The organism is Streptomyces sp. NBC_00459, assembly GCF_036013955.1.
Classification (GTDB): domain Bacteria; phylum Actinomycetota; class Actinomycetes; order Streptomycetales; family Streptomycetaceae; genus Streptomyces.
The window spans coordinates 4121274-4146738 of record NZ_CP107903.1 but is presented as its reverse complement, the minus strand read 5'-3'; the positions used below and the strand labels follow the sequence as shown (position 1 = coordinate 4146738).

23 protein-coding genes are annotated in these 25465 nt (G+C 71.8%); 12 read left to right on the top strand and 11 right to left on the bottom strand.

The window, feature by feature from the left end:
* The first annotated feature begins 205 nt into the window (after nt 1-205).
* Together ftsH and folE are read left to right on the top strand one after the other, a co-directional pair.
* Complete coding sequence (ftsH, locus tag OHN74_RS18105) at nt 206-2242, top strand: ATP-dependent zinc metalloprotease FtsH (RefSeq protein ID WP_327695585.1); 2037 nt, start codon at nt 206-208, stop codon at nt 2240-2242.
* Between the two features lie 148 nt (nt 2243-2390).
* The gene (gene folE / locus OHN74_RS18100; protein ID WP_327695584.1) at nt 2391-2996 is read left to right on the top strand and encodes a GTP cyclohydrolase I FolE; all 606 of its coding nucleotides are present in this window, start codon (nt 2391-2393) and stop codon (nt 2994-2996) included.
* A gap of 123 nt (nt 2997-3119) precedes the next feature.
* On the opposite strand, the gene OHN74_RS18095 is transcribed toward folE, so the two are convergent.
* From OHN74_RS18095 to OHN74_RS18070, 6 genes are all read right to left on the bottom strand, one after another.
* Nucleotides 3120-3605, bottom strand: a complete 486-nt coding sequence (locus tag OHN74_RS18095) for a DUF3180 domain-containing protein (RefSeq protein WP_327695583.1) — start codon at nt 3603-3605, stop codon at nt 3120-3122.
* Between the two features lie 59 nt (nt 3606-3664).
* A complete protein-coding gene (gene folK / locus OHN74_RS18090; protein WP_327695582.1) occupies nt 3665-4276 on the bottom strand; it encodes a 2-amino-4-hydroxy-6-hydroxymethyldihydropteridine diphosphokinase in 612 nt (203 codons plus the stop codon).
* Complete coding sequence (gene folB, locus OHN74_RS18085; protein WP_327695581.1) at nt 4273-4632, bottom strand: dihydroneopterin aldolase; 360 nt, start codon at nt 4630-4632, stop codon at nt 4273-4275. Before folB ends, folK begins: the two co-directional genes overlap by 4 nt.
* Nucleotides 4633-4879: 247 nt before the next feature.
* Nucleotides 4880-5389: a nuclear transport factor 2 family protein gene (locus OHN74_RS18080; RefSeq protein WP_327695580.1), complete on the bottom strand. Its 510-nt coding sequence runs from the start codon at nt 5387-5389 to the stop codon at nt 4880-4882.
* The gene (gene folP / locus OHN74_RS18075) at nt 5386-6282 is read right to left on the bottom strand and encodes a dihydropteroate synthase (protein ID WP_327695579.1); all 897 of its coding nucleotides are present in this window, start codon (nt 6280-6282) and stop codon (nt 5386-5388) included. The genes OHN74_RS18080 and folP overlap by 4 nt, the downstream gene beginning before the upstream one ends.
* Nucleotides 6283-6478: 196 nt before the next feature.
* Entirely contained in the window at nt 6479-8290 is a 1812-nt protein-coding gene (locus OHN74_RS18070) for a phosphatidylglycerol lysyltransferase domain-containing protein (protein WP_327695578.1), read from the bottom strand.
* 224 nt (nt 8291-8514) lie between these two features.
* On the opposite strand from OHN74_RS18070, the gene OHN74_RS18065 reads away from it, so the two are divergent.
* Nucleotides 8515-9636 (top strand): alpha/beta hydrolase, encoded by a 1122-nt coding sequence (locus OHN74_RS18065; protein ID WP_327695577.1) that lies wholly within the window; start codon nt 8515-8517, stop codon nt 9634-9636.
* Between the two features lie 88 nt (nt 9637-9724).
* Nucleotides 9725-11068: a hypothetical protein gene (locus OHN74_RS18060; protein WP_327695576.1), complete on the top strand. Its 1344-nt coding sequence runs from the start codon at nt 9725-9727 to the stop codon at nt 11066-11068.
* Nucleotides 11069-11124: 56 nt separating this feature from the next.
* Here OHN74_RS18060 and OHN74_RS18055 read toward each other — a convergent pair whose 3' ends face one another.
* Together OHN74_RS18055 and OHN74_RS18050 are read right to left on the bottom strand one after the other, a co-directional pair.
* Nucleotides 11125-12462 (bottom strand): PH domain-containing protein, encoded by a 1338-nt coding sequence (locus tag OHN74_RS18055; RefSeq protein ID WP_327695575.1) that lies wholly within the window; start codon nt 12460-12462, stop codon nt 11125-11127.
* The gene (locus tag OHN74_RS18050; protein ID WP_327695574.1) at nt 12459-12986 is read right to left on the bottom strand and encodes a PH domain-containing protein; all 528 of its coding nucleotides are present in this window, start codon (nt 12984-12986) and stop codon (nt 12459-12461) included. The genes OHN74_RS18055 and OHN74_RS18050 overlap by 4 nt, the downstream gene beginning before the upstream one ends.
* A 31-nt stretch (nt 12987-13017) precedes the next feature.
* Between OHN74_RS18050 and OHN74_RS18045 the strand changes: the two genes are divergently transcribed.
* Complete coding sequence (locus OHN74_RS18045; RefSeq protein WP_327695573.1) at nt 13018-14178, top strand: NADH-quinone oxidoreductase subunit D; 1161 nt, start codon at nt 13018-13020, stop codon at nt 14176-14178.
* Between the two features lie 56 nt (nt 14179-14234).
* Here OHN74_RS18045 and OHN74_RS18040 read toward each other — a convergent pair whose 3' ends face one another.
* A complete protein-coding gene (locus OHN74_RS18040; protein WP_327695572.1) occupies nt 14235-15248 on the bottom strand; it encodes an SAM-dependent methyltransferase in 1014 nt (337 codons plus the stop codon).
* A 131-nt stretch (nt 15249-15379) separates the two neighbouring features.
* Between OHN74_RS18040 and OHN74_RS18035 the strand changes: the two genes are divergently transcribed.
* Both OHN74_RS18035 and OHN74_RS18030 read left to right on the top strand, forming a co-directional pair.
* The gene (locus OHN74_RS18035; RefSeq protein WP_327695571.1) at nt 15380-16579 is read left to right on the top strand and encodes a sensor histidine kinase; all 1200 of its coding nucleotides are present in this window, start codon (nt 15380-15382) and stop codon (nt 16577-16579) included.
* 59 nt (nt 16580-16638) lie between these two features.
* Complete coding sequence (locus OHN74_RS18030) at nt 16639-17310, top strand: response regulator transcription factor (protein ID WP_327695570.1); 672 nt, start codon at nt 16639-16641, stop codon at nt 17308-17310.
* Between the two features lie 54 nt (nt 17311-17364).
* Here OHN74_RS18030 and OHN74_RS18025 read toward each other — a convergent pair whose 3' ends face one another.
* Nucleotides 17365-18465, bottom strand: coding sequence for a DUF5937 family protein (locus OHN74_RS18025; protein ID WP_327695569.1), 1101 nt, complete (start codon nt 18463-18465; stop codon nt 17365-17367).
* A 68-nt stretch (nt 18466-18533) separates the two neighbouring features.
* Complete coding sequence (locus tag OHN74_RS18020) at nt 18534-19733, bottom strand: threonine aldolase family protein (protein ID WP_327695568.1); 1200 nt, start codon at nt 19731-19733, stop codon at nt 18534-18536.
* Between the two features lie 193 nt (nt 19734-19926).
* Here OHN74_RS18020 and OHN74_RS18015 point away from each other — a divergent pair, with 193 nt between their 5' ends.
* From OHN74_RS18015 to OHN74_RS17995, 5 genes are read left to right on the top strand one after another with little or no spacing between them, the layout of a single operon-like run.
* On the top strand, nt 19927-20880 hold the full coding sequence (locus tag OHN74_RS18015) for a Rossmann-like and DUF2520 domain-containing protein (RefSeq protein ID WP_327695567.1): 954 nt from the start codon (nt 19927-19929) through the stop codon (nt 20878-20880).
* Complete coding sequence (gene panC / locus OHN74_RS18010; protein ID WP_327695566.1) at nt 20877-21899, top strand: pantoate--beta-alanine ligase; 1023 nt, start codon at nt 20877-20879, stop codon at nt 21897-21899. Before OHN74_RS18015 ends, panC begins: the two co-directional genes overlap by 4 nt.
* Entirely contained in the window at nt 21896-23659 is a 1764-nt protein-coding gene (locus OHN74_RS18005; protein ID WP_327695565.1) for an L-aspartate oxidase, read from the top strand. The genes panC and OHN74_RS18005 overlap by 4 nt, the downstream gene beginning before the upstream one ends.
* A 5-nt stretch (nt 23660-23664) precedes the next feature.
* On the top strand, nt 23665-24651 hold the full coding sequence (gene nadC / locus OHN74_RS18000) for a carboxylating nicotinate-nucleotide diphosphorylase (protein ID WP_327695564.1): 987 nt from the start codon (nt 23665-23667) through the stop codon (nt 24649-24651).
* Between the two features lie 10 nt (nt 24652-24661).
* Nucleotides 24662-25459, top strand: a complete 798-nt coding sequence (locus OHN74_RS17995) for a type III pantothenate kinase (protein ID WP_327695563.1) — start codon at nt 24662-24664, stop codon at nt 25457-25459.
* The last annotated feature ends 6 nt before the right edge of the window (nt 25460-25465 follow it).

Here is a 25465-nt window from a genome sequence, read left to right as displayed (position 1 = left end):
GCCGCTGAGCCAAAGGGCGAGTCCTGTGGGACGTCCGGGAACCCCGGCGGCCTTCCCGCCGTTGGAGCAGGCGTGGACGGTATTGACAGCCAGCCCGTGCGCTTTCGGGTGACAATGCTGGGGTACCGTCCGAAGAGCAGTTCTTAGAACAGTCTTTGTCAAACTCACTATGGCAGGAGGGACGGGGCGGCACCGCTCCGTATGGATGGACGTGAAGCGATACTTCCGTGGGCCGGTCATGTGGATCGTGCTGGCCGTCCTTGCCGTGGTCGTGTTGATGCAGGTCGTCGGCTCGTCCGGCGGCTACAAGACGGTGGACACAGGCCAGGTCGTCCAGGCGATCAACGACAACAAGGTCGAGCAGGCCAAGATCACCACCGGTGACGAACAGGTCATCAAGGTCCAGCTCAAGGACGGCCAGAAGGTCGAGGGCAGCTCGAAGATCCAGGCGAGCTACATCGGCGATCAGGGCGTCAACCTGGCGAACACTCTCCAGGACAAATTCCAGAACAAGCAGATTCCGGACGGCTACACGGTCTCTCCGACCAAGCAGAACGCTTTCGTCGGCATCCTGCTGTCGCTGCTCCCCTTCGTCCTCATCGTCGTCGTGTTCCTGTTCCTGATGAACCAGATGCAGGGCGGCGGCTCCCGGGTCATGCAGTTCGGGAAGTCCAAGGCCAAGCTCATCACCAAGGACACCCCGAAGACGACGTTCGCCGACGTGGCGGGCGCGGACGAGGCGGTCGAGGAACTCCACGAGATCAAGGAGTTCCTGCAGGAGCCGGCCAAGTTCCAGGCCGTCGGCGCCAAGATCCCGAAGGGCGTGCTCCTCTACGGGCCTCCCGGTACGGGCAAGACGCTGCTCGCACGTGCTGTCGCGGGCGAGGCGGGCGTTCCGTTCTACTCGATCTCGGGTTCCGACTTCGTCGAGATGTTCGTCGGTGTCGGTGCCTCCCGGGTCCGTGACCTCTTCGAGCAGGCCAAGGCGAACGCCCCGGCGATCGTCTTCGTCGACGAGATCGACGCGGTCGGCCGCCATCGCGGCGCCGGCCTCGGCGGCGGTCACGACGAGCGCGAGCAGACGCTCAACCAGCTGCTCGTCGAGATGGACGGATTCGACGTCAAGGGCGGTGTGATTCTCATCGCCGCCACCAACCGGCCCGACATCCTCGACCCGGCGCTGCTGCGTCCCGGCCGATTCGACCGCCAGATCGCGGTCGACCGCCCGGACATGCTCGGCCGTCTGGAGATCCTCAAGGTTCACCAGAAGGGCAAGCCGGTCGCTCCGGACGTCGATCTGTCGGCGGTCGCCCGTCGCACGCCGGGCTTCACCGGCGCGGACCTGAGCAACGTCCTCAACGAGGCCGCGCTGCTCACCGCCCGCAGCGACAAGAAGCTGGTCGACAACGCGTCGCTCGACGAGGCCATCGACCGCGTCGTGGCGGGCCCGCAGAAGCGGACCCGGATCATGTCGGAGAAGGAAAAGAAGATCACCGCGTACCACGAGGGCGGCCACGCCCTGGTCGCGGCGGCCTCCCCGAACTCCGACCCGGTCCACAAGATCACGATCCTGTCCCGCGGCCGGGCCCTCGGTTACACGATGGTGCTCCCGGACGAGGACAAGTACTCCACCACCCGCAACGAGATGCTCGACCAGCTGGCCTACATGCTGGGCGGCCGGGCGGCGGAGGAGCTGGTCTTCCACGACCCGACGACGGGTGCCGCGAACGACATCGAGAAGGCCACGGCAACGGCCCGCGCGATGGTCACGCAGTACGGCATGACCGAGCGCCTCGGCGCGATCAAGTTCGGCGGCGACAACACCGAGCCCTTCCTGGGCCGGGAGATGTCGCACCCGCGCGACTACTCGGAAGAGGTCGCCGCGCTCGTCGACGAAGAGGTCAAGAAGCTCATCGAGAACGCGCACAACGAGGCCTGGGAGATCCTGGTCGAGAACCGCGATGTCCTCGACGCGCTGGTGCTCCAGCTGCTGGAGAAGGAGACGCTGAGCAAGGAGCAGATCGCCGAGATCTTCACTCCGATCATCAAGCGCCCGGCCCGCCCCGCGTGGACCGGCTCCTCCCGCCGTACGCCGTCCACCCGCCCGCCGGTGCTCTCCCCCAAGGAGCTGTCGCTGACGAACGGGACCAACGGCTCGGCGCCGGCGATCACCGCCAAGGCCGGAGCCACCGAGTCCGTCCCCGCGACGGAGCCGGTGCCGGAGGAACGCACCGAGAGCTGATCCCGGCTCTCCTGCCCCCTTCCGCTCAGTGGGCCCGGAATGGATGCCGCGCCCCCCAGGACCTAGCCTGGGGGGCGCGGCATTTCGGTATGCCCGCACGTGCGACGCGTGGTCCACACGCGTGACAGGGACAGGAACGAGGCACCAGATGACCGACCCCGTGACGCTGGACGGCGAGGGCACGATCGGCGACTTCGACGAGAAGCGGGCCGAGAACGCCGTACGCGAACTACTGATCGCCGTGGGCGAGGACCCGGACCGCGAGGGGCTGAGGGAGACGCCGGCGCGGGTGGCGCGGGCGTACCGGGAGATATTCGCGGGGTTGTGGCAGAGGCCCGAGGACGTTCTGACGACGACGTTCGACCTGGGGCACGACGAGATGGTGCTCGTGAAGGACATCGAGGTCCTCAGCAACTGTGAGCATCATCTGGTGCCGTTCGTGGGGGTCGCCCACGTCGGCTATATCCCGTCTGCCGACGGCAAGATCACCGGGTTGTCGAAGCTGGCCCGGCTCGTGGACGTCTACGCCCGTCGGCCACAGGTGCAGGAGCGGCTCACCACACAGGTCGCCGACTCCCTGATGAAGATCCTGGAGCCGCGAGGCGTGATCGTCGTCGTCGAGTGCGAGCACATGTGCATGTCGATGCGAGGCGTTCGGAAGCCGGGCGCGAAGACCATAACGTCGGCGGTGCGTGGTCAGCTACGGGATCCGGCCACCCGGAACGAGGCGATGAGTCTGATCATGGCCCGCTGAGCGCTCCGCGGGCAGGCCGGTGGATCGGCGGCGGGCTCGTCGTGGCTGGTCGCGCCCGCGCGGCGGTGGCCGCAAATCAAGCAGAGCCCCGCGCCCCTTTGGGGCGTCCATCGCCAGGCCTGCTTACGAGGCCGGGGCGGTGCTCGCGTTGTTGTCGTCGTCCTCCGGGAGCTTGCAGACGCGCTCAAGGAAGAAGGCGGCCGCGATGACGCCGATTCCGGCGAGGACCGAGAAGCCGGCATAGATGGCCTGGTCGCGGCGGGCCGGGATGTCCAGGGACTCCAGGAGGAAGACGCCCGTGCCGCCGTACATCCCGGCGACCAGGGCGGCGACCAGGGCGCTGGCCTGGCCGAAGACGACAGCGCGGGCGGCCATCAGGGGGTCGACGCCCTTGGCGCCGGGGCGCCGGTCGCGCTGGGCCTTGAGGCGGGCGCGGAGGGAGAGGGCCGTGGCCAGCAGGACCGCGGCGATCAGGGCGAGGACGACGGGGGCGGCCAGCGGGACGCTGGGAAGCGTCCCCACCGAGTTCCACAGCCGGGCGCCCGCCCAGGAGAGCACCCCGGCGATGACGAACACGCCGGCCAGCATCTTGACGCGCAGCTCTCTCACGGTGTCCCTTCAGCTCCCCGGACCGGACCGCCGACCTGCGGTCGACATGACCTTAACGGCTATTCCGGCAGCTGGAGTTCCAGGTCGGTGCGGGGCGCGACACCTTCCAGGGCGACGGTCTCCAGGAGCGCGGCCACCGGGCCGCGGCCGGGCAGCTGGGCCTCGGGGTCCACGTCGTGCCAGGGGGCGAGGACGAAGGCCCGCTCATGGGCGCGCGGGTGGGGGAGGGTGAGGGACGGGTCGTCGGAGACCTCGTCGGCGTACGCGACGATGTCGACGTCGATCGTGCGCGGGCCCCAGCGTTCCTCGCGGACGCGGTGGAAGGCGTCCTCGACCGCGTGGGCGCGCTCCAGGAGCGAGGACGGGGGCAGCGTCGTCTTCAGGACGACCACCGCGTTGAAGTACGACGGCTGGCTGCCCTCCGGGACGCCCCACGGCTCCGTCTCGTAGACGGGGGAGACCGCCTTGATGCGGACGCCAGGGGTGTCCTCCAGGGCGTCGATGGCCCCCTGGATGGTCTCCAGACGGTTGCCGAGGTTCGAACCGAGGGAGATGACGGCGCGTTTCGGGTTGTGCAGGGTGGTGTCGGCGGCGTCCACCTGCCGCACCACGGAGGCGGGCACCGGCTGGACGGTCGGGTCGCTGTGACTCTCGGTGAACGAGGCGGTCATACTCGGCTCCGGGTGATGGTGATGGTCACGTCGTCGAAGGGGACCGTGATCGGCGCGCCCGGTTTGTGGACGCACACCTCGACCTCCTGGACCCCCTGGTGCTTCAGACAGACCTGCGCGATGCGCTCGGCGAGCGTCTCTATGAGGTCGACGGGCTCGCCCTCGACGACGGCCACGACCTCCTCCGCCACGATGCCGTAGTGCACGGTTTTCGCCAGATCGTCGTCGGCGGCGGCCGGACGGGTGTCCAGGCCGAGGGAGAGGTCCACGACGAAGGTCTGGCCCTCTTCCCGCTCCTGCGGGAACACGCCGTGGTGTCCCCGGGCCCTCAGGCCGCGCAGCGCGACACGATCCACGCGAATCACTCCTGCAATCGTCGTTGACGGCCGCTTCGGGCCGGGTGCGGTCGACCCGGGCAGCCGTTTCCGAATCTACCCGCGAGCACTGACAGTGCCCGCCCCACGAGGGGCCGGTCCATGTGATGACCAGGAGGGTTCATCGGGCGTTTCCCCGTGGGAACACGGCTGCTCACGGGCTGGTAGCCGCACTTACCCCGTGTTCGTGATTCCAACCACTTTCGGCCGCGTTCGGGTCAGGACGATGTCAGGAGGGTGTGTCGTCGGCCTCGCCGTCGTCCTCGTCGTTCTCCGAGAGGACCGGGGAGGCGTGGTGCGCCCAGAGTTTCCAGCCGACGGGGGTGCGGCGGAACACGTTGGTGGCGACGACCAGCTGGCCGACCAGCGGCCCCAGCTCGTCGCTGTCCTCGGGGGCCGGGCCGCCGCTGAGGATGTTCTCGGTGCAGGTCACCAGGGCGGTGTCGCCGGTGACGGAGACATGCACGTCGGTCAGGAAGAACTGGATGTACTCGGTGTTGGCCATGATCAACGCGTAGGAGCGGAGCACCTCGCCGCGTCCGGTCAGCACCGGCCAGCCCGGGTGCACACAGGAGATCACGCCGGTCTCCGCCGGGTCGTGGTACTCCTCGTCGACGCCCAGGTCGGCGGGGGTGAGCCAGAGCGTGGACAACTCGTCGAAGTCGCCCTGTTCCAGCGCCTCGTAGAAGGCGGTGTTGGCGAGTTCGACCTGCTCGACGTCGGTGTGGGGCGCGCTCACCGGGCTCCCTCGGCGCTGCGGACCGCTTCCGCGCCGCGGGCCTCCTCGACCGCGCGGGCGACCCGTACGGCGTCGGCGGTGGCGCGGACCTCGTGCACGCGGACCGCCCAGGCGCCCTGGTGGGCGGCGAGCGCGGAGACGGCGGCGGTGGCCGCGTCGCGCTCCCGCGCGGGCGGCGGGGCGCCCTCGGGGCCGGCCAGTACGCGGCCCAGGAACCGTTTCCGGGACGCGGCGACCAGGAGGGGGTGACCCAGGCCGTGCAGACGGTCGAGGTGGGCCAGGAGGGCCAGGTCGTGATCGGCGTCCTTGGAGAAGCCGAGGCCCGGGTCGACGACGATCCGGTCGGGGGCGACACCTCCGGCCAGTACGGCGTCCACGCGCGCGTGCAGTTCGTCGACGACCTCGGAGACGACGTCCGCGTACGCGCCCTTGACGTTGCCGCCCTCCAGGAAGCCGCGCCAGTGCATGACGACGAAGGGGGCGCCCGAGGCCGCGACGACAGGGATCATCGCGGGGTCCGCGAGGCCGCCGCTGACGTCGTTGACAAGTGCGGCGCCGGCCGCGAGGGCCTGTTCGGCGACCGAGGCGCGCATGGTGTCGACGGAGACGGTGATGCCCTCGGCGGCGAGGCCGCGGACCACGGGGACGACGCGCTTGAGTTCCTCGGCCTCGTCGACGCGGGTGGCGCCGGGGCGGGTGGACTCACCGCCGACGTCGACCAGGTCGGCACCCTCGGTGACCAGGTCGAGGCCGTGCTTGACGGCGTTGGTCGTGTCGAACCAGCGGCCCCCGTCGGAGAAGGAGTCCGGGGTCACGTTCACGACGCCCATGACCGCGCAGCGGTCCCAGGCCGGGAGGCCGCTGACGCGGCCGCGTCCGCTGTGGTTGTTCATGCGTTCAGCGTAGGCCCCCGGCGGTTGGGCGGGTTCTTTGGTGCGGGTGCGTTGTGGCTTGGGGTATTTGTTTCCCACCCACCCACCCGTCTCGGTTTGTTAATCGGCTCGGTCGAAAAGACATCGTCGGCTCGGGGGGAGAGAACATTCGCGGCTCGGTCGAAACGCAATGCGTGGGCTCGTCCGCGTCACCGCCTCACACCGCGCGCACTGTCGTCCCTCTGTCCGCCGCCGCGTGGGCGCACGGGCGGCGGGCCGCGGTGCGGCGGCGGAGGAAGGGCGGGAGGGCCAGGGTCACGAAGCCCTCTGCCTGCATCGCGGCGAGGCCGATGCGGGGCAGGTCGCTGGAGGTGCGGTAGACCACGAAGCGCGGCTCCCAGCGGGGGCGGAACTTGGCGTTGAACTTGTACAGGGACTCGATCTGGAACCAGCGGGAGAGGAAGACGAGGAGGCCGCGCCAGGCGCGCAGGACGGGTCCGGCGCCGATCTTCTCGCCGCGGGCCAGCGCCGAGCGGAACATGGCGAAGTTGAGGGATACGCGGGCGACGCCGAGGCGGGGGGCGGCTTCCAGGGCGGCCACGATGAGCAGTTCGTTCATGCCGGGGTCGGCCGCCCGGTCGCGGCGCATCAGGTCCAGGGAGACGCCGTCGGTGCCCCAGGGCACGAAGTGCAGGATCGCCTTCAGGTCGCCGTACGGGCCCGGCTGGTCGTCCGCCTTGTGGGCGGTGGCGATCAGGCAGTCGCCGTCGTCAGGGTCGCCGATGCGGCCCAGCGCCATGGAGAAGCCGCGCTCGGTGTCGGTGCCGCGCCAGGCCTCCGCGGCGAGCCGGATGCGCTCCAGCTCGGTCTCCCCGACGTCACGGATGCGCCGTACCCGGGTTTCGTAGCCCGCGCGTTCGATGCGCTTGACCATCTGGCGCACGTTGCGCATCGCGCGCCCGGAGAGGGAGAAATCCGCGACGTCCACCACCGCCTCGTCGCCCAGTTCGAGGGCGTCGAGTCCGGTCTCGCGGGTCCAGACCTCGCCGCCGGTCTCGGAGCAGCCCATGACGGCAGGGGTCCAGGAGTGGGCCTTGGCCTCGTCCATGAAGCGTTCGATGGCGCCCGGCCATGCCTCCACGTCGCCGATCGGGTCGCCGCTGGCGAGCATCACGCCGGAGACGACGCGGTAGGTGACGGCGGCCTTGCCGCTGGGGGAGAAGACGACCGCCTTGTCGCGGCGGAGCGCGAAGTGGCCGAGGGAGTCGCGGCGGCCGTGCTTGTCGAGGAGTACGCGCAGCCGGTCCTCGTCCTCCGGGGTCAGGTGTGCGGCCGGGTGTTCGGGCCGGAAGGCGAAGTAGATGGTGGTGAGGGCGGTGAGCAGGCCGAGGGCGCCGAGCGAGAAGCCGACCGTCCAGGAGGTGGGTCCGTCGTAGTCGACGGGGCCCTCGAAGCCGAACAGGCCGTACAGGACGTGGGTGATGCGGTCGGCGAGGCTCGGGTCGCCGTACATGCGGTCGCTGTGCGCGCCCACTATGACCAGCCCGAGCGCGAGTGAACCGGCGCTCATCAGAACGAAGTTGGTGAGTGCGCGCCAGCGGCTGCGCGGGTCGGGCAGCGCCTCGAACTCGGTGCGGTGGCGCAGGAGCACCACCAGCAGGAGTACGGAGATGACGAGCCCGACGATCGAGTGCCGGTAGGTGAACTGGGCCACGGCGCCGGCCGGCAGCAGGGCCACGGCGGCGCGCCAGGCGCGGCGCTTGCGGCGCCTGAGGCCGTGCGCGAGGAGCAGCAGGAGGACGCCGGTGCTGAGCGAGAGCGCGGCGGCGAACGGGCCGAGCGCGCCGGGCAGCACCTCCGCGATCGTGTGCATCCGGCTGTGCCTGAAGCGCGGGAAGACTCCCGCGGCGATGTCGACCAGACCCACCAGCGCACAGGCCCGGGCGACGACGGCGGGGACGGCCTCGGGACGCGGGCCGCGCAGTATGCGCCGCACTCGGCTTGATCGTCCCGGAACCTCGCCCGACATTTCCCCATCTATCCTGACAGACATCGCATCCCGTAGTTCTGCGAGAGACCTGGAATCCGGAGCCAATCCGGCATCCGGCGACATTGCGCCCTCTAGGACGGTGTCTCAGGGGAAGAGGTTCACTCCCCCGTGGAAAGCCGTATCAAAGGACATCCAAAGCCCGGGGCAAGCCGCAGTGAAGGAAGCGCGCGGGTCGCCGGCGAAGAGAGTGGGCGACTGCAGTCATGGGTCTCACGAGCAAGACAGTGCTGGCGCTGGCGATCCTGGCCGCCGCACTGCTGTTCATCGGCACGATCGTGTTCTGGCCCCGGCTGGCGCGCCCCAACTGGCGGGCCGTCGGCGGCCGGACGGTGCTGCTGCTGGCCACCCAGGTCGCGGTGTTCGCCTCGGTCGGTCTCGCCGTCAACCAGAGTTTCGGCTTCTACGCCTCCTGGGACGACCTCCTGGGCAAGGAGACCGACCAGGGAGTGGTCGTCGACCACAGCACCGGGGCGCACGGCGGTTTCCAGGTGCTGTCCACCCAGTCGGTGAGTGTGCCGGGCGGCCATCTGCCCAGGGTCGGCGGCCAGATCCAGAAGATCGGCGTCGTCGGCAAGAAGACGGGGATCACCTCTCCGGCGTACGTCTATCTGCCACCGGAGTACTTCCAGCCGCAGTACGCGAAGCGCACCTTCCCGGTGGTCGTCGTACTGACCGGCTATCCGGGGACCGCCAAGGCCCTCGTCAGCAAGCTCGACTTCCCGAACACCGCGCACGAGCTGGCGCGGGAGGGCAGGGCACAGCCGATGATCCTGGTGATGCTGCGGCCGACCGTGGCGCCGCCCCGGGACACCGAGTGCGTGGACGTGCCGGGCGGGCCGCAGACGGAGACGTTCTTCGCGCGGGACCTGCCGACGGCCGTCGCCGGCCACTACCGGGTGGGGCCGAGGCCGGGCAGCTGGGGCATCATCGGCGACTCGACGGGCGGGTACTGCGCGCTGAAGCTCGCGATGCACCACCCGGGCGTGTACACGGCGGCGGTGGGGCTGTCGCCGTCCTACAAGGCGCCGATCGACGCCACCACGGGAGACCTCTTCCAGGGTGACAAGAAGCTGAAGCGCCACGCGGACCTGGAGTGGTACATCAAGCACATGCCGCCGCCGGACGTCTCCCTGCTGGTCACCACCAGCAGGCACGGAGAGGCCAACTACGGTCCGACGATGCGGTTCGTGGACCTCGTCAAGACGAAGGCACCGACCAGGATCTCGACGATCGTCCTGGAGAGCGGCGGCCACAACTTCAACACCTGGCGGCGGGAGATCCCCGGTTCGCTGGAGTGGCTGAGCCAGCGGCTGACGGAGCGCTGACGCCCCAAGGCCTGTGAAGGCTCTGGCACTGCTGTGTTTTTACCGCGCGAGGCACCAAGATTCGCCTACGCGCGGTAAGTTTCTGGCCATGCCACGTGGACGTCACCGCCATTCACCACCTCTGCACCGGCTGCTGCCTCCTGCGGCGATCGCGGGCGTCTCGCTCGTCTGCGCCCTGGGGCCATGGGTGTTCACGGATACCGGCGTCCTCCGGGTGATCGCCGCGTTCGCCGCGGCGATCACGGTCGTGGGCGCGGCCGTCATGCGCCGCTGGGACGGGGAGGCGGGCAAGCAGGTCGCCGACCTCACGCGCGCGCGTGCGGGCGACGAATGGCGGCACGAGGAGCGTGCCGCCGAGCTGGAGACCGACCTGGAGGAGTCCCGCGAACTGCGGGTCAAGCTGGAGCAGAAGCTGCGCGCCAAGCGGTCCGAGCTCCAGGGGCTGCGCAACGAGCATGCGGCGCTGCTGCGGCGGTACGCCACGGCGGAGACCGAGCGGGCCAGCGCGCTGGAGGGCAGGCGCCTGCTGGAGCTGGAGGCCTCGATACCCGCTCAGGACGCGGATGCGGACGTGGACGGGGATGCGGACACGGACGTCGACGTGAAGCCGGCCGCGGCCAAGGACGCGGCGCGGACGCTCACGACCGGCTCGGGCGAGTCGGCGGACGCGGCGGACAAGGCCGACTCCAACTCCGACGCGGCAGCGCTGGACGCGGCTGCGGCCGGGGTGTCGGCGGCGCTCGGCGCGGTCGGTGCGCAGGCCCCGGACGACGCGGAGGACGCGGAGGGCCAGGAAGCCACGGAGTCGGGGGAGAGCCCGGCGGCACCGGCGATCTTCTCCCCGGAGGGTTCCGCGCTGTTCCTGCGGGCGCGGGCGGCACTGGCCAGGTTCGACGGCGAGGTTCCGGCGAAGGCCGAACCGGGCGCGGCCGTCGCGGAGCCGGCCGCCGAGGTCCCGGGAACCCCCGAGGTCCCCGACAGCCCCACCGCCGACAAGGCGGAGGCCGTGCTGGAGGACGAGGCCATGGGGAAGCCCGAGGCGGCCCGCGGGCATACGCGCGCCGCCGCCAACCCCGCCGAGGCGAAGCCCGCCAAGCCCGTGCGCGGCTTCGGGCACTACACCGTGCCGACCGCGGTGGCCGTCGTACCGACGACCGCGCCCCTGCGCAGGCCCGCCGTCCCCGGCGGGTTCGACTTCTTCGGCACGCAGAAGGCGACGGCGTCGGCCGCGCTGGACGCCGTACAGAACGAGGACCTCGCCGACGTCGTCGGACAGGAGGCGCTCGCGCTGCACAAGGCGGAGTCCGAGGCGCAGTTCAAGCCCGCCGACGAGGAGTCGCGCGGGGTCGGCATCGGTCAGGTGATCGACCTGACGGCGCACGACGAGACCGAGCAGATCGACCTGCAGGGGCTGCGGAGCGCGGTTTCCTGAATTCCTGACGGTCTGACGACCGGTCACTCCGCTCCGGGTTCGAACGCATGCGCCCGTTACGCCATCCACCGGTCCGGTCGCGCGTCCCGCCGTCCCGTCCGGGAGCGCTCCGCCTGACCCCGGAGCAGCTCCGCGGCCTCCTGGGCGTCCCGTAGACCGGCTGTGACGGTCTTGTTGGCCCCCGTGTCCACATGGACGTCCGCGAGGCCCTTGAAGCGCGCCCAGGGCCCCTGCTCCAGCCGTACGCTCTGGACCTTGGCGTGCGGGACCAGGGCCAGGCTGCGGCGCAGCAGCCCGTGCCGGGAGACGAAGACGCTGTCGGTGACGGCGATGCCGTAGCCCCGCCACCAGAACGGCAGGCACCAGCCCGCCCGGCGCGGCGGGCGCGACAGCGACGCGGGCACCGTCACCCCGGGCAGCACCTGGCCTATCACCGCCTCCGCGATCTCACGCGGAGCCACCGGCACCAGCACCGAGTTGGACGAGCCCGCCACGTCCAGCTCCACCCGGACCCACCCGCGCCGCCGCCACAGCAGTGGTTCCACGATCCGTACGGTCTGTACGCGCCCCGGCGGCACCGTCTCGTGCGTACGGTCGAGCAGCCCGTGGTCGATGCGCAGCCCGTCCGGGGACTCGCCGACCGTCCAGTCGTACTCGCTGATGAACCGGCCCACGCTGCTCGCGCCCGCCGCGCCGAGCAGGGGGACGCCCGTCGCGAGCACTGTCCACAGGCTGTGGGTGGCGAACCAGAGGACCGGTGGTACGACCAGTGCGGCGGCCAGCGATCCCCAGGTCGCCCCGGTCAGCACCAGGGAGACGGCGAGCACGCGCGCGGGGATGTGCAGCAGCTGCCGGGACGGTGCCTCGCCCACCTCGTGGGCCGTCTCGGGCGCGAACCCGGCGGCGCGGGCGAGGAGTTCGGCCCGCAGGGCACGCGCGTGCCCCTCGCCCAGGTATGCCAGCTCGTCCTTCTTGTCCGTCCCCACGACGTCCAGCTTGAGCTTGGCGACGCCCGCGACCCGGGCCAGCAGCGGCTGGGTGATGTCGACGGCCTGGATGCGTTCGAGCCGGATGTGCGCGGTGCGCCGGAACAACAGGCCGGTACGGATGCGCAGTTCGTTGTCGGTCACCGCGAAGTGGGTGAACCACCAGGTCAGAAAGCCGTACAGGGCGCCACCGACGAGACACACGGCGAGGCCGAGCAGCAGGGTCGTGGTCGTCAGCCGGGTCAGCTGCCGCTGCGCCTGGTTGGGGTCGTGCACGGCCCACCCGATGAGCACGGCGACCGGCGCCCACGCCCGCCTGAGCGGTGTGACGGGATGCAGCCGCTGCTCGACGACCGGCTGTTTGCCGTTCTCCGTGGGTACGTCCGTCTCGGTGCCGGGGGTCGTCACAGTCCCGCCGATCGGGCCTGGCCGAGCTCGGTGAGCCGGTCCCGCAGCCGTTCGGCCTCCGCCGGTTCGAGGCCCGGGATGAGCGCGTCGGTCGCGGCGGCGGCCGTGTGCAGCTGCACGCTGGCCAGCCCGAAGTGCCGCGCGACGGGCCCGGACGTCACCTCGACCAGCTGCATCCGCCCGTACGGCACGATCGTCTCCTCGCGCCACAGCACACCCCTGCTGATCAGCAGGTCGTCGGCGCGCTCGGCGTACCGCCAGGACGCCCAGTTGCGGCCCAGCATCCGCCAGCCCCACAGCAGCAGGACCAGCGGCAGCAGCGCGAAGGCCGCCCAGGCGGGCCCCGCGAGCAGGCCGGGCAGCAGCCCCGCACCGAGCGTCAGCGGCACCAGCCAGACCACCAGCAGCAGCCTGCGCATCCGCAGCAGGTCCCGCGGCAGCCCGGTCCAGACCGGTTCGCCGCGCTCTTCGTCGTGCCCCTCGCCCAGCGTTTCGCCCGCGGTTTCCGGGCTCCCCGTCTCCATACCGCAAGCGTACGTACGACAGACTGTGTCCATGAGTCCCACGACGGAGCCCACGGAGACGATCGTTGGTATCGGCGGCGCCGCGGAGAGCACCGACATGGTGCTCAACATCGGGCCCCAGCACCCGTCCACGCACGGTGTGCTGCGGCTGCGGCTGGTGCTCGACGGCGAGCGGATCCAGCACGCGGAGCCGGTGATCGGCTATATGCACCGCGGTGCGGAGAAGCTCTTCGAGGCGCGTGACTACCGTCAGATCATCATGCTGGCCAACCGGCACGACTGGCTGTCGGCGTTCTCCAACGAGCTGGGCGTGGTCCTCGCCGTGGAGCGGATGCTCGGCATGGAGGTCCCCACGCGCGCGGTGTGGACGCGCACGCTGCTCGCGGAGCTGAACCGGGTGCTGAACCACCTGATGTTCCTGGGCTCGTACCCGCTGGAGCTGGGCGGGATCACGCCGATCTTCTACGCGTTCACGGAGCGCGAGGAGCTCCAGCACGTCATGGAGGAGGTCTCCGGCGGGCGCATGCACTACATGTTCAACCGCGTGGGGGGCCTCAAGGAGGACCTGCCGGCCGGGTGGACCACGCGCGCGCGTGCCTCCGTCGCGTCCCTGCGCTCGCGCATGGACCGGTTCGACGACCTGGTGCTCGGCAACGAGATCTTCCGGGGGCGCACGCGCGGTGTGGGCGTGCTGCCGCCGGAGGCCGTGCACGCGTACGGCGTGAGCGGGCCGATCGCGCGCGCCTCGGGCGTCGACTTCGACCTGCGCCGGGACGAGCCGTATCTGGCGTACGGGGAGCTCCAGGACACCCTGAAGGTGGTCACGCGGCAGGAGGGCGACTGTCTCGCCCGCTTCGAGTGCCTCCTGGAGCAGACGCACAACGCGCTCGACCTGGCCGACGCCTGCCTCGACCGGCTCGCCGAACTGGAGCCCGGCCCGATCAACCAGCGCCTGCCGAAGGTCCTCAAGGCGCCCGAGGGGCACACGTACGCGTGGACCGAGAACCCCCTCGGCATCAACGGCTACTACCTCGTCAGCAAGGGCGAGAAGACCCCGTACCGGCTGAAGCTGCGCTCGGCCTCCTACAACAACATCCAGGCGCTGGCGGTCCTGCTGCCCGGGACGCTGGTCGCGGACATGGTGGCGATCCTTGGGTCGCTGTTCTTCGTGGTCGGGGACATCGACAAGTAGGGCGGAAGTCCTGACAGCGGGACTTCGGAGGAACGGCACTTCGGAGAAGCGGGTCCTCAGAGGAGCGGGTCGGCGATCCCCACCGGCTCCACCAGCCACCCGAAATCCCCGAGCCCGCCCGTCGCCGTCAGCTCGGCGGCCTCCCCGGCGCCCGCCAGGGCCCGTACGTACGCGGCGGGGTCCGTCGACGCCAGGGACAGCGGAGGGCGCCCGCCGGCCACCCCGAGGGCGTGCAGGGCCTCCCGCTGGGTCAGCAGCCGCGCTCCCGGCCCCGCGCAGGCGTCCAGCGCCACATGGGCGGTCAGGTCGCACGAGCCGTCCGGCACGGGCGCTGCCCCACGCCCGGCCCGGAAACCGGTGAGCGTCCCGAAGGGCGGCCGGGCGTCGGCCGTGTGCGCGTAGTCGACGGCGACGGCCAGCCCCCGGCCGAGGGTGGCCGCGGCGGCGGCCCAGGCGGTGTCCCTGGGGTGCCCGATCTCGGCCCGCGCCCCCGGCTCCGGCGGCAACGGCCACCAGCGCGCCAGCCACTCCGCGTCCGCACCGGCCACCGGCTCCCCGGGCCGCTCGGTCCCGTCCCGCCGTACGAGGACCATGCGCGGCACGCCCGCCGGGTCCACCTCGGCCACCTCCACGGGGACGTTGTCCAGCCACTCGTTGGCGAACAGCAGGCCGGTGACGCCTACGGGGGGCTCGGCCAGCCACTCGATACGGTGATCGAGGTCCACGGGGCGGTCGGCCAGCTCGACGGCGTACCCGCGCGCGCGGGCGGCCACCTCCGGGGGCAGGGCCGCGAGGACGCCGGTGACGAGTTCGCCCCGGCCCGCGCCCATGTCGACGAAACCGAGCGACGCCGGGCGGCCCAGCGCCTCGTCGACCCGGCACAGCAGCCGCGCCACGGCACCGGCGAAGAGCGGCGACGCGTGCACGGACGTACGGAAGTGCCCGGCGGGACCCTCGGGCCGGCGGTAGAACCCCTGCTCGCCGTACAGCGCCTCCTGTGTCGCCGCACGCCAGCCACGCCACTCGCCCGCCGTCCGGCCCGCCACCGCGCCCGCTGTCTCTCCTGCCACGGGGTCAGGCTAGGGCCTGGACCCCCGCCACCCAGGGGAGAGGCTCTCCACCTTGCGGAGTACGCGGAGGCGTTGCGGATCGACCCTCCGGTTGACCCCGGCACGCACAACGCTTCCCTACGCTGGGTTACGTGCAACGCGTCTATGACTTCCTCCGCAGACACCCGACATGGGTCGACGGCTTCTGGGCCGTCTGCCAGTTCGGGATCTCCATGCTGAGCGGAGCCGTCCAGGACACTCCGGGTGCGGCGTCCCCGGCGGTGGTCGCCGTCCTGACGGTCCTGCTGTGCCTGGTGATCGCGCTGCGCCGGCGTATGCCCGAGCGGATGCTCGTGCTGGCCGCCGCGGTCGGGTTGGCGCAGCTGGTCCTGGACGTCGAACCGGTGCCCGCCGACTTCGCCCTGCTGGTGATCGTCTACACCGTGGCGGCGAGCGGGCCCCCCTGGGCCTCACGGTTCGCGCTGATCGGCGGTCTGTTCGCGTCCCCGCTGGCCCAGCTGCGCTGGCCGGAGAAGGAGTCGAGCACTGCGGGCAATCTCGCCCTGATGGTCTTCCTGGCGGTGCCGTTCGCCCTCGCCTGGGTGCTCGGCGACTCGTTGCGCACCCGCCGCGCCTACTTCGCCCAGCTGGAGGAGCGCGCCGCCCGTCTGGAGCGGGAGCGCGAGGCACAGGCCAAGGTCGCGGTCGCCGCCGAGCGCGCCCGGATCGCCCGCGAGCTGCACGACGTCGTCGCGCACAACGTCTCCGTGATGGTGGTCCAGGCCGACGGCGCCGCCTACGTCCTCGACACCGCCCCCGACCAGGCGAAAAAGGCCCTGGAGACCATCTCCGGCACCGGCCGCCAGGCCCTCGCCGAGATGCGCCGGCTGCTCGGCGTGCTGCGCACCGGCGAGCACCAGGAGGGCTGCGAGTACGTTCCGCAGCCCGACGTCGAGCAGCTCGACGACCTGATCGAGCAGTGCCGTACCTCGGGCCTGCCCGTCGACTACAAGATCGAGGGCACCCCGCGCCCGCTGCCCAGCGGCGTGGAGCTGACGGCGTACCGCATCGTGCAGGAGGCGCTCACCAACACCCGCAAGCACGGCGGCCCGAACACCGGAGCGAGCGTGCGTCTGGTCTACTTCGACGACGGTCTCGGCCTGCTCGTCGAGGACGACGGCAAGGGCGCCCCGCACGAGCACTACGAGGAGGGCGGCGCCGACGGACAGGGCCACGGCCTGATCGGCATGCGCGAGCGCGTCGGCATGGTGGGCGGCACCCTGGACGCGGGCCCGCGCCCGGGTGGCGGCTTTCGCATCAGTGCCCTGCTGCCGCTCAAACCAGCCCACTGACACGTGCACGTTCGATCAACGCATTGATGTTCGACACGTACCGACCGGAGGACCCCGCCATGCACATCCGTGTGATGCTCGTCGACGACCAGGTGCTGCTGCGCACCGGGTTCCGGATGGTGCTCGCCGCCCAGCCGGACATGGACGTCGTGGCGGAGGCGGGCGACGGCGTCGAGGCTCTCCAGGTGCTCCGGGAGACCGAGGTCGACGTCGTGCTGATGGACGTACGCATGCCGAAGCTCGACGGGGTGGAGACCACCCGGCGCATCTGCCAGGGCGACAACCCGCCCAAGGTGCTGATCCTGACCACCTTCGACCTCGACGAGTACGCCTTCTCCGGGCTGAAGGCGGGCGCCTCCGGCTTCATGCTCAAGGACGTGCCGCCCGGCGAACTCCTCACCGCCATCCGCTCCGTGCACAGCGGCGACGCGGTCGTGGCCCCCTCGACGACCCGGCGGCTCCTCGACCGCTTCGCGCCCATGCTGCCGGCCACCGGCAAGCAGCCCCAGTACAAGGAACTGGAGCGGCTCACCGACCGTGAGCGCGAGGTCATGATCCTGGTCGCCCAGGGACTGTCGAACGGGGAGATCGCGGCCCGGCTGGTGCTGTCGGAGGCGACCGTGAAGACCCATGTGGGCCGCATCCTGACCAAGCTGGGGCTGCGGGACCGGGTGCAGGTGGTCGTCCTCGCGTACGAGACGGGGCTCGTGCGGGCCGGCGGGGGCGGCTGACCGCCTGCTCGGCGGCGGGCGGTCCACCGGTCGAGCTGCCGGGCGATCCGCCGGTTACCTGAGGATCCCCTCCAGGAAGTCGCTGCCCAGCCGGGCCACCATCGTGACGTCCAGCTGGTGCAGGACGTACCGGCCTCGGCGGCGGGTGGTGGTCAGGCCCGCCTTTCTCAGGACGGCCAGGTGCCGGGATATCTCGGGTGCCGTCATGTTGTGCGTGTGCGCCAGCTCGGTCGTGGTGAACGAGCTGCGGGCCAGCTGGCGGCAGAGCCGCATCCGCACCGGATGGGACAGCGCGGTCAGGCGCAGGCCGAGCTGCTCGACCGAGGCCGGGGCGGCGAGCTCGGTGGAGCCCGCCGGGTAGTGCAGGACCGGCTGCCAGCCGTACCGGTGCAGGACCATCAGATGGGGCCGGCCCAGGCTCGTCGGGACGAGCAGGAGGCTGCCCGCCGCCGAAGTGTGGCCGGTGCCCAGTTTGTCGACGGTGATCCGGCCCGCGCTCTCGTCGAGGGTGACCGCTGACGACACGGAAGCCAGCGCCTCCGGCAGGCCCTTGAGGTGCAGGAGGTCCGTCTTGTGGCGGGCGTCCGCCATGAGCTGGGGGTGCAGCCGTGACCAGGTCTCGGCGAAGAAGGCGTCCTCGCAGTCCGCCAGCAGCTGTCGCAGCCAGGTGCGGATCCGGGGCGGGTCGTCCAGCAGGCGCCGGGTGAACCGGAGCTGGCGGGGGCCGCGCGAGACGGCCAGATCCAGGGCCCGCTGCCGTGCCCTGGCGTCGGTGAGGGCGCCTGCGCCCTGCTCGTCGTACGGCAGCGCGCAGGTGAACTCCAGGCAGGCGTCCACGAACTGTTCGTCCGTCAGCCGGTCCAGCTGGTCCAGTTCCGCGCCGAGCGTGCCACCGGGGAGCGTGCCCGCGCCCAGGCCCGCGTACGGCAGGAAGAGGTCCGAGAACGTGGATCGCCACAGGAAGTCGGCCTCGCACATCCGGTCGGCCAGATGCGGGTCGAGCCCGGCTGTCACCCCTGTCGCCCAGCCCTGCAGCCGGGGGTGGTGCCCCGGCTCGGCCAGTGCGTGCAGCGCCATGCCGAGCTCGGCCAGCGGTGAGGGCACGACGGTGATCCGCTCCCGCCCCAGCCCGCACACGTCGATGCTCACGCTCATGTCCACATGGTGCACCCCGCCACTGACAACGCCCCCGCAAGGGCCCGCGAGAACGCTCCTGCGGGCCCTTACAACCGCCCCGCGAACTCCGCCACCGCCGCCTTCACGTCGTCCGCCGTCCACTCCAGGCCGGCCGCGCGGACGAACACCTCGGTGACCGCGAGGCCCGGGCCGCCGCGGCCCCACTCGTTGGCGAACAGAAGGGTCTTCGTCTCCTCGCCCTGCCGGATCGCGGCCTCCGCGGCGACCTCGTGGTCGTACGGCAGCCAGACCTGGAACTCGTTGGTGTGCGGCACCTCCGGGTGCACCCGCATCCACGGCACCCCGGCCGCCGCGAAACCCTCGCGCAGCGCGGCGGCGACCACGCGCGCGTGGGCCACGTACTCCGGGAGACGGGGCAGTTCGCGGTCCAGGCCGACCAGGGCGGACAGAACCGTCGGGAACTGCTGGAAGACCGCGCCGCCGTACCGGTGCCGCCACGCCTTCGCCTCCTCGACGAGGGTCCGCGGGCCCGCCAGGACGGCACCGCCGTAGCCGTCGAGGGACTTGTAGAGCGACACGTAGACGCTGTCCGCGAGGTCCGCGATCTCGTCCAGGGGGCGGCCGAAGTGGGTGGTGGACTCCCACAGACGGGCCCCGTCGAAGTGCACGACCGCGTCGCGTTCCCGCGCCGCCGCCACCACCTCGGACAGCTCCTCCCAGGTGGGCAGCACGAAACCGGCGTCCCTGAGGGGGAGTTCCAGCATCAGCGTCCCGAAGGGCTCGTCGAAGTCGCGCACCTCGTCGGCCGTCGGCATCCTGGGCTCGCTCGTCACCCGGAGCGGGCGCAGTGCGCCGAGCGTGCTCAGCGCGTTCCGCTCGTGCACCTCGGGGTGGGCGAGCGCGTGCAGGGCGACGGCCGGGTTGCCGGTGCGGCCCGCCCAGCAGCGCAGGGCCACCTGCTGGGCCATCGTGCCGGTCGGGAAGAAGGCGGCGGCCTCCTTGCCGAGCAGTCCGGCGACCCGCTCCTCCAGGGTCTCGACGATCCCGCCGCCGTAGATGTCGGACGGCTCGTCCACGTCGTACGACTCCCGCGCCTCGTCGAGCAGCGCCAGCCGCTGCCCGATCGTCCCCAGGAACCCCGGGCGCGCCAGGACCCGTTCGGCGCCCCGGAGTGCGGCCCGCCGTCGCAGCCGCCGTTCCTTGCCGCCCTGTTCCGTGCCCTGCTCCGTGCCGGGTTCCTCGCCCGGTCGCCCGTCGTCATCCGCCGTGTCGGCCGTGTCGCTCATGCCCGCGATCATCCCGCGCGCGGGATCGGACGGTCACGCGGATTTCCGCGGGACCGTGCGCGGAGGGCGTGCGGGCACCCACAGCCTGTGGACAACCGGACGCCTCCCGGACCGATCGCGTTAACATGACGAGAAATCGTCCGGTACATCGTCCGGTACCCCGAGCGGACTGGAACGGGAAGGCCGTCGTCGAGTGAGTACATTCCAACAGCCAGACCCCAGAGACCGCCCCGCGCGGCTCACCGTCGGCGTCGTCGGTGCCGGACGCGTGGGCCCCGCGCTGGCCGCGTCACTGCGACTCGCCGGGCACCGCCCGGTGGCCGTCTCCGCGGTGTCCGACGCCTCCGTCCGCAGGGCCGCCCAGCTGCTCCCGGACGTGCCCGTGGTGTCGCCCGCCCAGGTCATGGAGCGCGCCGAGCTGGTCCTGCTGACCGTCCCGGACGACGCCCTGCCCGGCCTCGTCGAGGGCCTCGCCGAGACCGGCGCAGTACGCCCGGGGCAACTGCTCGTGCACACCTCCGGGCGGTACGGCGCGAAGGTCCTGGACCCCGCCCTCAGGGCCGGCGCGCTGCCGCTGGCCCTGCACCCTGCCATGACGTTCACCGGCACTGCCGTGGACGTCCAGCGGCTCGCCGGGTGCTCCTTCGGGGTCACCGCACGCCCCGAGCTGCGGCTGGCCGCCGAAGCCCTCGTCATCGAGATGGGCGGCGAGCCCGAGTGGATCGACGAGGAGAGCCGCCCGCTCTACCACGCGGCCCTGGCCCTGGGCGCCAACCACCTGGTGACCCTGGTCGCCGAATCCATGGAACTGCTGCGCACGGCCGGCGTCGAGGCCCCCGCCCGGATGCTCGGCCCGCTCCTGGGCGCCGCCCTGGACAACGCGCTGCGCTCCGGGGACGCGGCGCTCACCGGGCCCGTCGCGCGCGGGGACGCGGGCACCGTCGCCGCCCATGTCGCGGAGCTGCGCAAGCACTCCCCGCAGAGTGTCGCCGGCTATCTGGCGATGGCCCGCGCGACCGCCGACCGGGCGCTCGCGCACGGCCTGCTCAAGCCTGAGCTGGCCGAGGACCTCCTCGGGGTGCTCGCGGAGGGCACGAGCCCGCCCGCGAGTCCCGAAAACCCGAAGAGCGACGGGGGAGAGCGATGAGCAGCGGTTTCTGGGGACTTGTGTCCGACACGGACGGTCTGGCGGACGCCCACGGCCACATCGGTGTGCCGGGACACAACGCCGTCGTCATGACCATGGGCGCCCTCCACGAAGGCCACGCCACCCTGATCCGGACCGCCCGCGAACACGTCGGCCCCAAGGGCTTCGTGACCGTCACCGTCTTCGTGAACCCCCTCCAGTTCGGCAAGGGCGAGGACCTCGACCGCTACCCGCGCACTCTCGACGCCGACGTCCGACTCGCCGAACAGGCGGGCGCGGACGCCGTGTTCGCCCCCTCCGTGGAGGAGGTCTACCCGGGCGGCGAACCCCAGGTGCGGATCAGCGCGGGTCCCATGGGGGAGCGGCTGGAAGGGGCCACGCGCCCCGGGCACTTCGACGGTGTACTCACCGTCGTGGGCAAGCTGCTCCACCTCACCCGGCCCGACGTCGCCTTCTTCGGGCAGAAGGACGCCCAGCAGCTCGCGATGATCCGCCGGATGGTCCGCGACCTGAACTTCGGCGTGGAGATCGTCGGCGTCCCGACCGTCCGCGAGGCCGACGGCCTGGCCCTGTCCAGCCGCAACCGCTACCTCTCCACCGAGGAACGGCGTACTGCCCTCGCCCTCTCCCAGGCACTGTTCGCCGGCAGCGACCGGCACGCCGCCCAGGAGGCGCTGCGCGCGCGTGCCCGCGAGGTGCCCGCCACGCGCGCGCGTGCCCAGGCCCTCAGCGCGATCGGCGAATCCCGCGCCGCCGCCGACGCGCACGCCGTCGCGAAGGTCCCCGGAGGCGCTCCCGCCGCCGTCCGGGCCGCCGCCCGCCTCCTCCTGGACGACGCCGCCCGCCTCCGGCCCCCGCTGGTCCTCGACTACCTCGCCCTGGTCGACCCCGCCGACTTCACCGAGATCCCGGACGACTTCACGGGCGAAGCCGTCCTCGCCGTCGCAGCCAAGGTCGGGACGACCCGGCTGATCGACAACATCCCTCTCATTTTCGGAACCCCCGGAGCCGCCTTGTGAGCACCACAGGCCCCACCGCCGGCCGCGCCGGCACCTCCACCGGCATACGGCTGCACGCCCCCGCCCCCGGCTGGGCCCTGTCCGCGGACGTCGTGGTCGTCGGCTCCGGCGTCGCCGGGCTCACCGCGGCCCTGCGCTGCGACGCGGCCGGGCTGAAGACGGTCGTCGTCACTAAGGCCCGCCTCGACGACGGCTCCACCCGCTGGGCCCAGGGCGGCATCGCGGCGGCCCTCGGCGAGGGCGACACCCCCGAACAGCACCTCGCTGACACCCTGGTGGCCGGCGTGGGCCTGTGCGACGAGGAGGCCGTACGGATCCTCGTCACCGAGGGCCCGGACGCCGTACGACGGCTCATCGAGACCGGCGCCCACTTCGACGAGTCCTCCGAAGGAGGACTGGAACTGACCCGGGAGGGTGGCCACCACCGCCGTCGCATAGCGCACGCGGGCGGTGACGCGACCGGCGCGGAGATCTCCCGCGCACTCGTCGAGGCCGTCCGCGCGCGGGGACTGCGCACGGTCGAGAACGCGCTCGTCCTGGACCTCCTGACGGACGCCGACGGCCGTACGGCGGGCGTGACCCTGCACGTCATGGGAGAGGGCCAGCACGACGGCGTGGGGGCCGTCCACGCGCCCGCCGTGGTCCTCGCCACCGGCGGCATGGGCCAGGTCTTCTCGGCGACCACCAACCCGTCCGTGTCCACCGGAGACGGCGTCGCCCTCGCCCTGCGCGCCGGTGCCGAGGTCAGCGACCTCGAATTCGTCCAGTTCCACCCCACGGTGCTCTTCCTGGGGGCCGACGCCGAGGGCCAGCAGCCGCTCGTCTCCGAGGCGGTACGCGGTGAGGGCGCCCACCTCGTCGACGCCGACGGAGTGCGCTTCATGACCGGCCAGCACGAACTCGGCGAACTCGCGCCCCGGGACATCGTCGCCAAGGGCATCACGCGCCGGATGCTGGAACAGGGCGCCGAACACATGTTCCTGGACGCCCGGCATTTCGGCGCCCACATGTGGGAGACCCGCTTCCCGACGATCCTCGCCTCCTGCCGCGCCCACGGCATCGACCCGGTCACCGAGCCCGTCCCGGTCGCCCCGGCCGCCCACTACGCCTCCGGCGGCGTCCGCACCGACTCCCGGGGCCGCACGACCGTCCCCGGCCTGTACGCGTGCGGAGAGGTCGCCTGCACCGGCGTCCACGGCGCCAACCGGCTCGCCTCCAACTCCCTCCTGGAGGGCCTGGTCTACGCCGAGCGCATCGTCGCCGACATCACCGCGGCCCACGCCGGAAACGGCCTCCACGCGCGCGTGCCCGCACCCTTGCCGCACCCCGAGAAGCCCGCGCACCCGCTGCTCGCCCCCGAGGCCCGCTTCGCGATCCAGCGCATCATGACCGAGGGCGCCGGAGTGCTGCGCTCCGCGGCCTCCCTGGACACGGCCGCCGCGGCCATCCAGAAACTGCACACCGACGCCCGCGACGCCCTCGACGAGAACGGCAAGACCGCGGAGCCCGGCGTCGACACCTGGGAGGCCACCAACCTCCTGTGCGTGGCCCGCGTCCTGGTCGCCGCCGCCCGCATGCGCGCGGAGACCCGCGGCTGCCACTGGCGCGAGGACCACGCCGAGCGCGACGACACGACCTGGCACCGCCACATCGTCGTACGGCTGAATCCCGACCGGACGCTGGCCGTACACACCACCGACACCGCAGACTTCCCCCCGACCCGGCATCATCAGCCGGAGCACCGTCCCCAGGAGCAGTGACAGAAGTGAGCACCCCCGACCTTCCCCTCGCCCAGAGCGGCGGCTGCGGCGACGGCTGCGCCTGCGGCGCTGCCTCCGACATGGCAGACGAGGTGTACCTGGAGTGCGGCCTCGACCCCGCGCTCGCCGCCCTCCTCGCCGACGCCGGCCTCGACCCCCTGGAGGTCGAGGACATCGCCAACGTCGCCATCCAGGAGGACCTCGATGGCGGCGTGGACGTGACGACCGTCGCGACCATCCCCGAGGAGGCCCGCGCCACCGCCGACTTCACCGCCCGCGAGGGAGGCATCGTCGCCGGTCTGCGGATCGCCGAGGCGGTCGTCTCCGTGGTCTGCACCGACGAGTTCGAGGTCGAGCGGCACGTCGAGGACGGCGACCGCGTCGAGGCCGGCCAGAAGCTGCTCAGCGTCACGACCCGCACCCGTGACCTCCTGACGGCCGAGCGCAGCGCCCTCAACCTCCTGTGCCGCCTGTCCGGCATCGCGACCGCCACGCGCGCGTGGGCGGACGTCCTGGAGGGCACCAAGGCGCGCGTGCGCGACACCCGCAAGACGACTCCCGGCCTGCGTTCCCTGGAGAAGTACGCGGTCCGCTGCGGCGGCGGCGTCAACCACCGCATGTCCCTGTCGGACGCGGCACTCGTCAAGGACAACCACGTGGTGGCCGCCGGCGGCGTCGCCCAGGCCTTCAAGGCCGTACGGGACGCCTTCCCGGAGGTGCCGATCGAGGTCGAGGTCGACACGCTGCACCAGCTGCGCGAGGTCGTCGACGCGGGCGCCGACCTGATCCTTCTGGACAACTTCACCCCCGGCGAGTGCGACGAGGCGGTCGCGGTCGTCGACGGCCGCGCCGTGCTGGAGGTCTCGGGCCGGCTCATCCTGAAGAACGCCAAGGAGTACGCCGACACCGGCGTCGACTACCTGGCGGTCGGCGCCCTCACCCACTCCTCGCCGATCCTCGACATCGGTCTCGACCTGCGAGCGGCGGAGTAGGTACAAGGCCATGCTGCTGACCATCGACGTAGGAAACACGCACACCGTCCTCGGGCTCTTCGACGGCGACGAGATCGTCGAGCACTGGCGCATCTCCACGGACGCGCGCCGCACCGCCGACGAGCTCGCGGTCCTCCTCCAGGGCCTCATGGGCATGCACCCCCTCCTCGGGGACGAGCTGGGCGACGGCATCGACGGCATCGCCATCTGCGCGACCGTTCCGTCGGTGCTGCACGAGCTGCGCGAGGTGACGCGGCGGTACTACGGCGATGTGCCGGCGGTGCTGGTCGAGCCCGGCGTGAAGACGGGCGTGCCGATCCTCACCGACAACCCGAAGGAGGTCGGCGCGGACCGCATCATCAACGCGGTCGCCGCCGTCGAGCTCTACGGGGGCCCCGCGATCGTCGTCGACTTCGGTACGGCGACCACGTTCGACGCGGTGTCCGCGCGCGGGGAGTACGTCGGCGGGGTGATCGCGCCCGGCATCGAGATCTCGGTCGAGGCGCTCGGGGTGAAGGGGGCGCAGCTCCGGAAGATCGAGGTGGCGCGGCCCCGGGCGGTGATCGGCAAGAACACGGTCGAGGCGATGCAGGCGGGCATCATCTACGGGTTCGCCGGTCAGGTGGACGGTGTGGTGACCCGGATGGCGAAGGAGCTGGCCCAGGACCCGGACGACGTGACGGTGATCGCGACGGGCGGGCTGGCGCCGTTGGTGCTGGGCGAGGCGTCGGTGATCGACGAGCACGAGCCGTGGCTGACGCTGATCGGGCTGCGGCTGGTGTACGAGCGGAACGTGTCCCGTATGTGAGCTGTT

What these genes read in the sequence shown, in the direction of transcription:
- ftsH (WP_327695585.1), top strand. Translation starts at nt 206, where the DNA reads ATGGACGTGAAGCGATACTTCCGTGGGCCGGTCATGTGGATCGTGCTG.
- folE (WP_327695584.1), top strand. Translation starts at nt 2,391, where the DNA reads ATGACCGACCCCGTGACGCTGGACGGCGAGGGCACGATCGGCGACTTC.
- folK (WP_327695582.1), bottom strand. Translation starts at nt 4,276, where the DNA reads ATGACCGCCTCGTTCACCGAGAGTCACAGCGACCCGACCGTCCAGCCG.
- folP (WP_327695579.1), bottom strand. Translation starts at nt 6,282, where the DNA reads ATGAACAACCACAGCGGACGCGGCCGCGTCAGCGGCCTCCCGGCCTGG.
- OHN74_RS18070 (WP_327695578.1), bottom strand. Translation starts at nt 8,290, where the DNA reads ATGTCGGGCGAGGTTCCGGGACGATCAAGCCGAGTGCGGCGCATACTG.
- OHN74_RS18065 (WP_327695577.1), top strand. Translation starts at nt 8,515, where the DNA reads ATGGGTCTCACGAGCAAGACAGTGCTGGCGCTGGCGATCCTGGCCGCC.
- OHN74_RS18060 (WP_327695576.1), top strand. Translation starts at nt 9,725, where the DNA reads ATGCCACGTGGACGTCACCGCCATTCACCACCTCTGCACCGGCTGCTG.
- OHN74_RS18050 (WP_327695574.1), bottom strand. Translation starts at nt 12,986, where the DNA reads ATGGAGACGGGGAGCCCGGAAACCGCGGGCGAAACGCTGGGCGAGGGG.
- OHN74_RS18045 (WP_327695573.1), top strand. Translation starts at nt 13,018, where the DNA reads ATGAGTCCCACGACGGAGCCCACGGAGACGATCGTTGGTATCGGCGGC.
- OHN74_RS18030 (WP_327695570.1), top strand. Translation starts at nt 16,639, where the DNA reads ATGCACATCCGTGTGATGCTCGTCGACGACCAGGTGCTGCTGCGCACC.
- OHN74_RS18025 (WP_327695569.1), bottom strand. Translation starts at nt 18,465, where the DNA reads ATGAGCGTGAGCATCGACGTGTGCGGGCTGGGGCGGGAGCGGATCACC.
- OHN74_RS18020 (WP_327695568.1), bottom strand. Translation starts at nt 19,733, where the DNA reads ATGAGCGACACGGCCGACACGGCGGATGACGACGGGCGACCGGGCGAG.
- panC (WP_327695566.1), top strand. Translation starts at nt 20,877, where the DNA reads ATGAGCAGCGGTTTCTGGGGACTTGTGTCCGACACGGACGGTCTGGCG.
- OHN74_RS17995 (WP_327695563.1), top strand. Translation starts at nt 24,662, where the DNA reads ATGCTGCTGACCATCGACGTAGGAAACACGCACACCGTCCTCGGGCTC.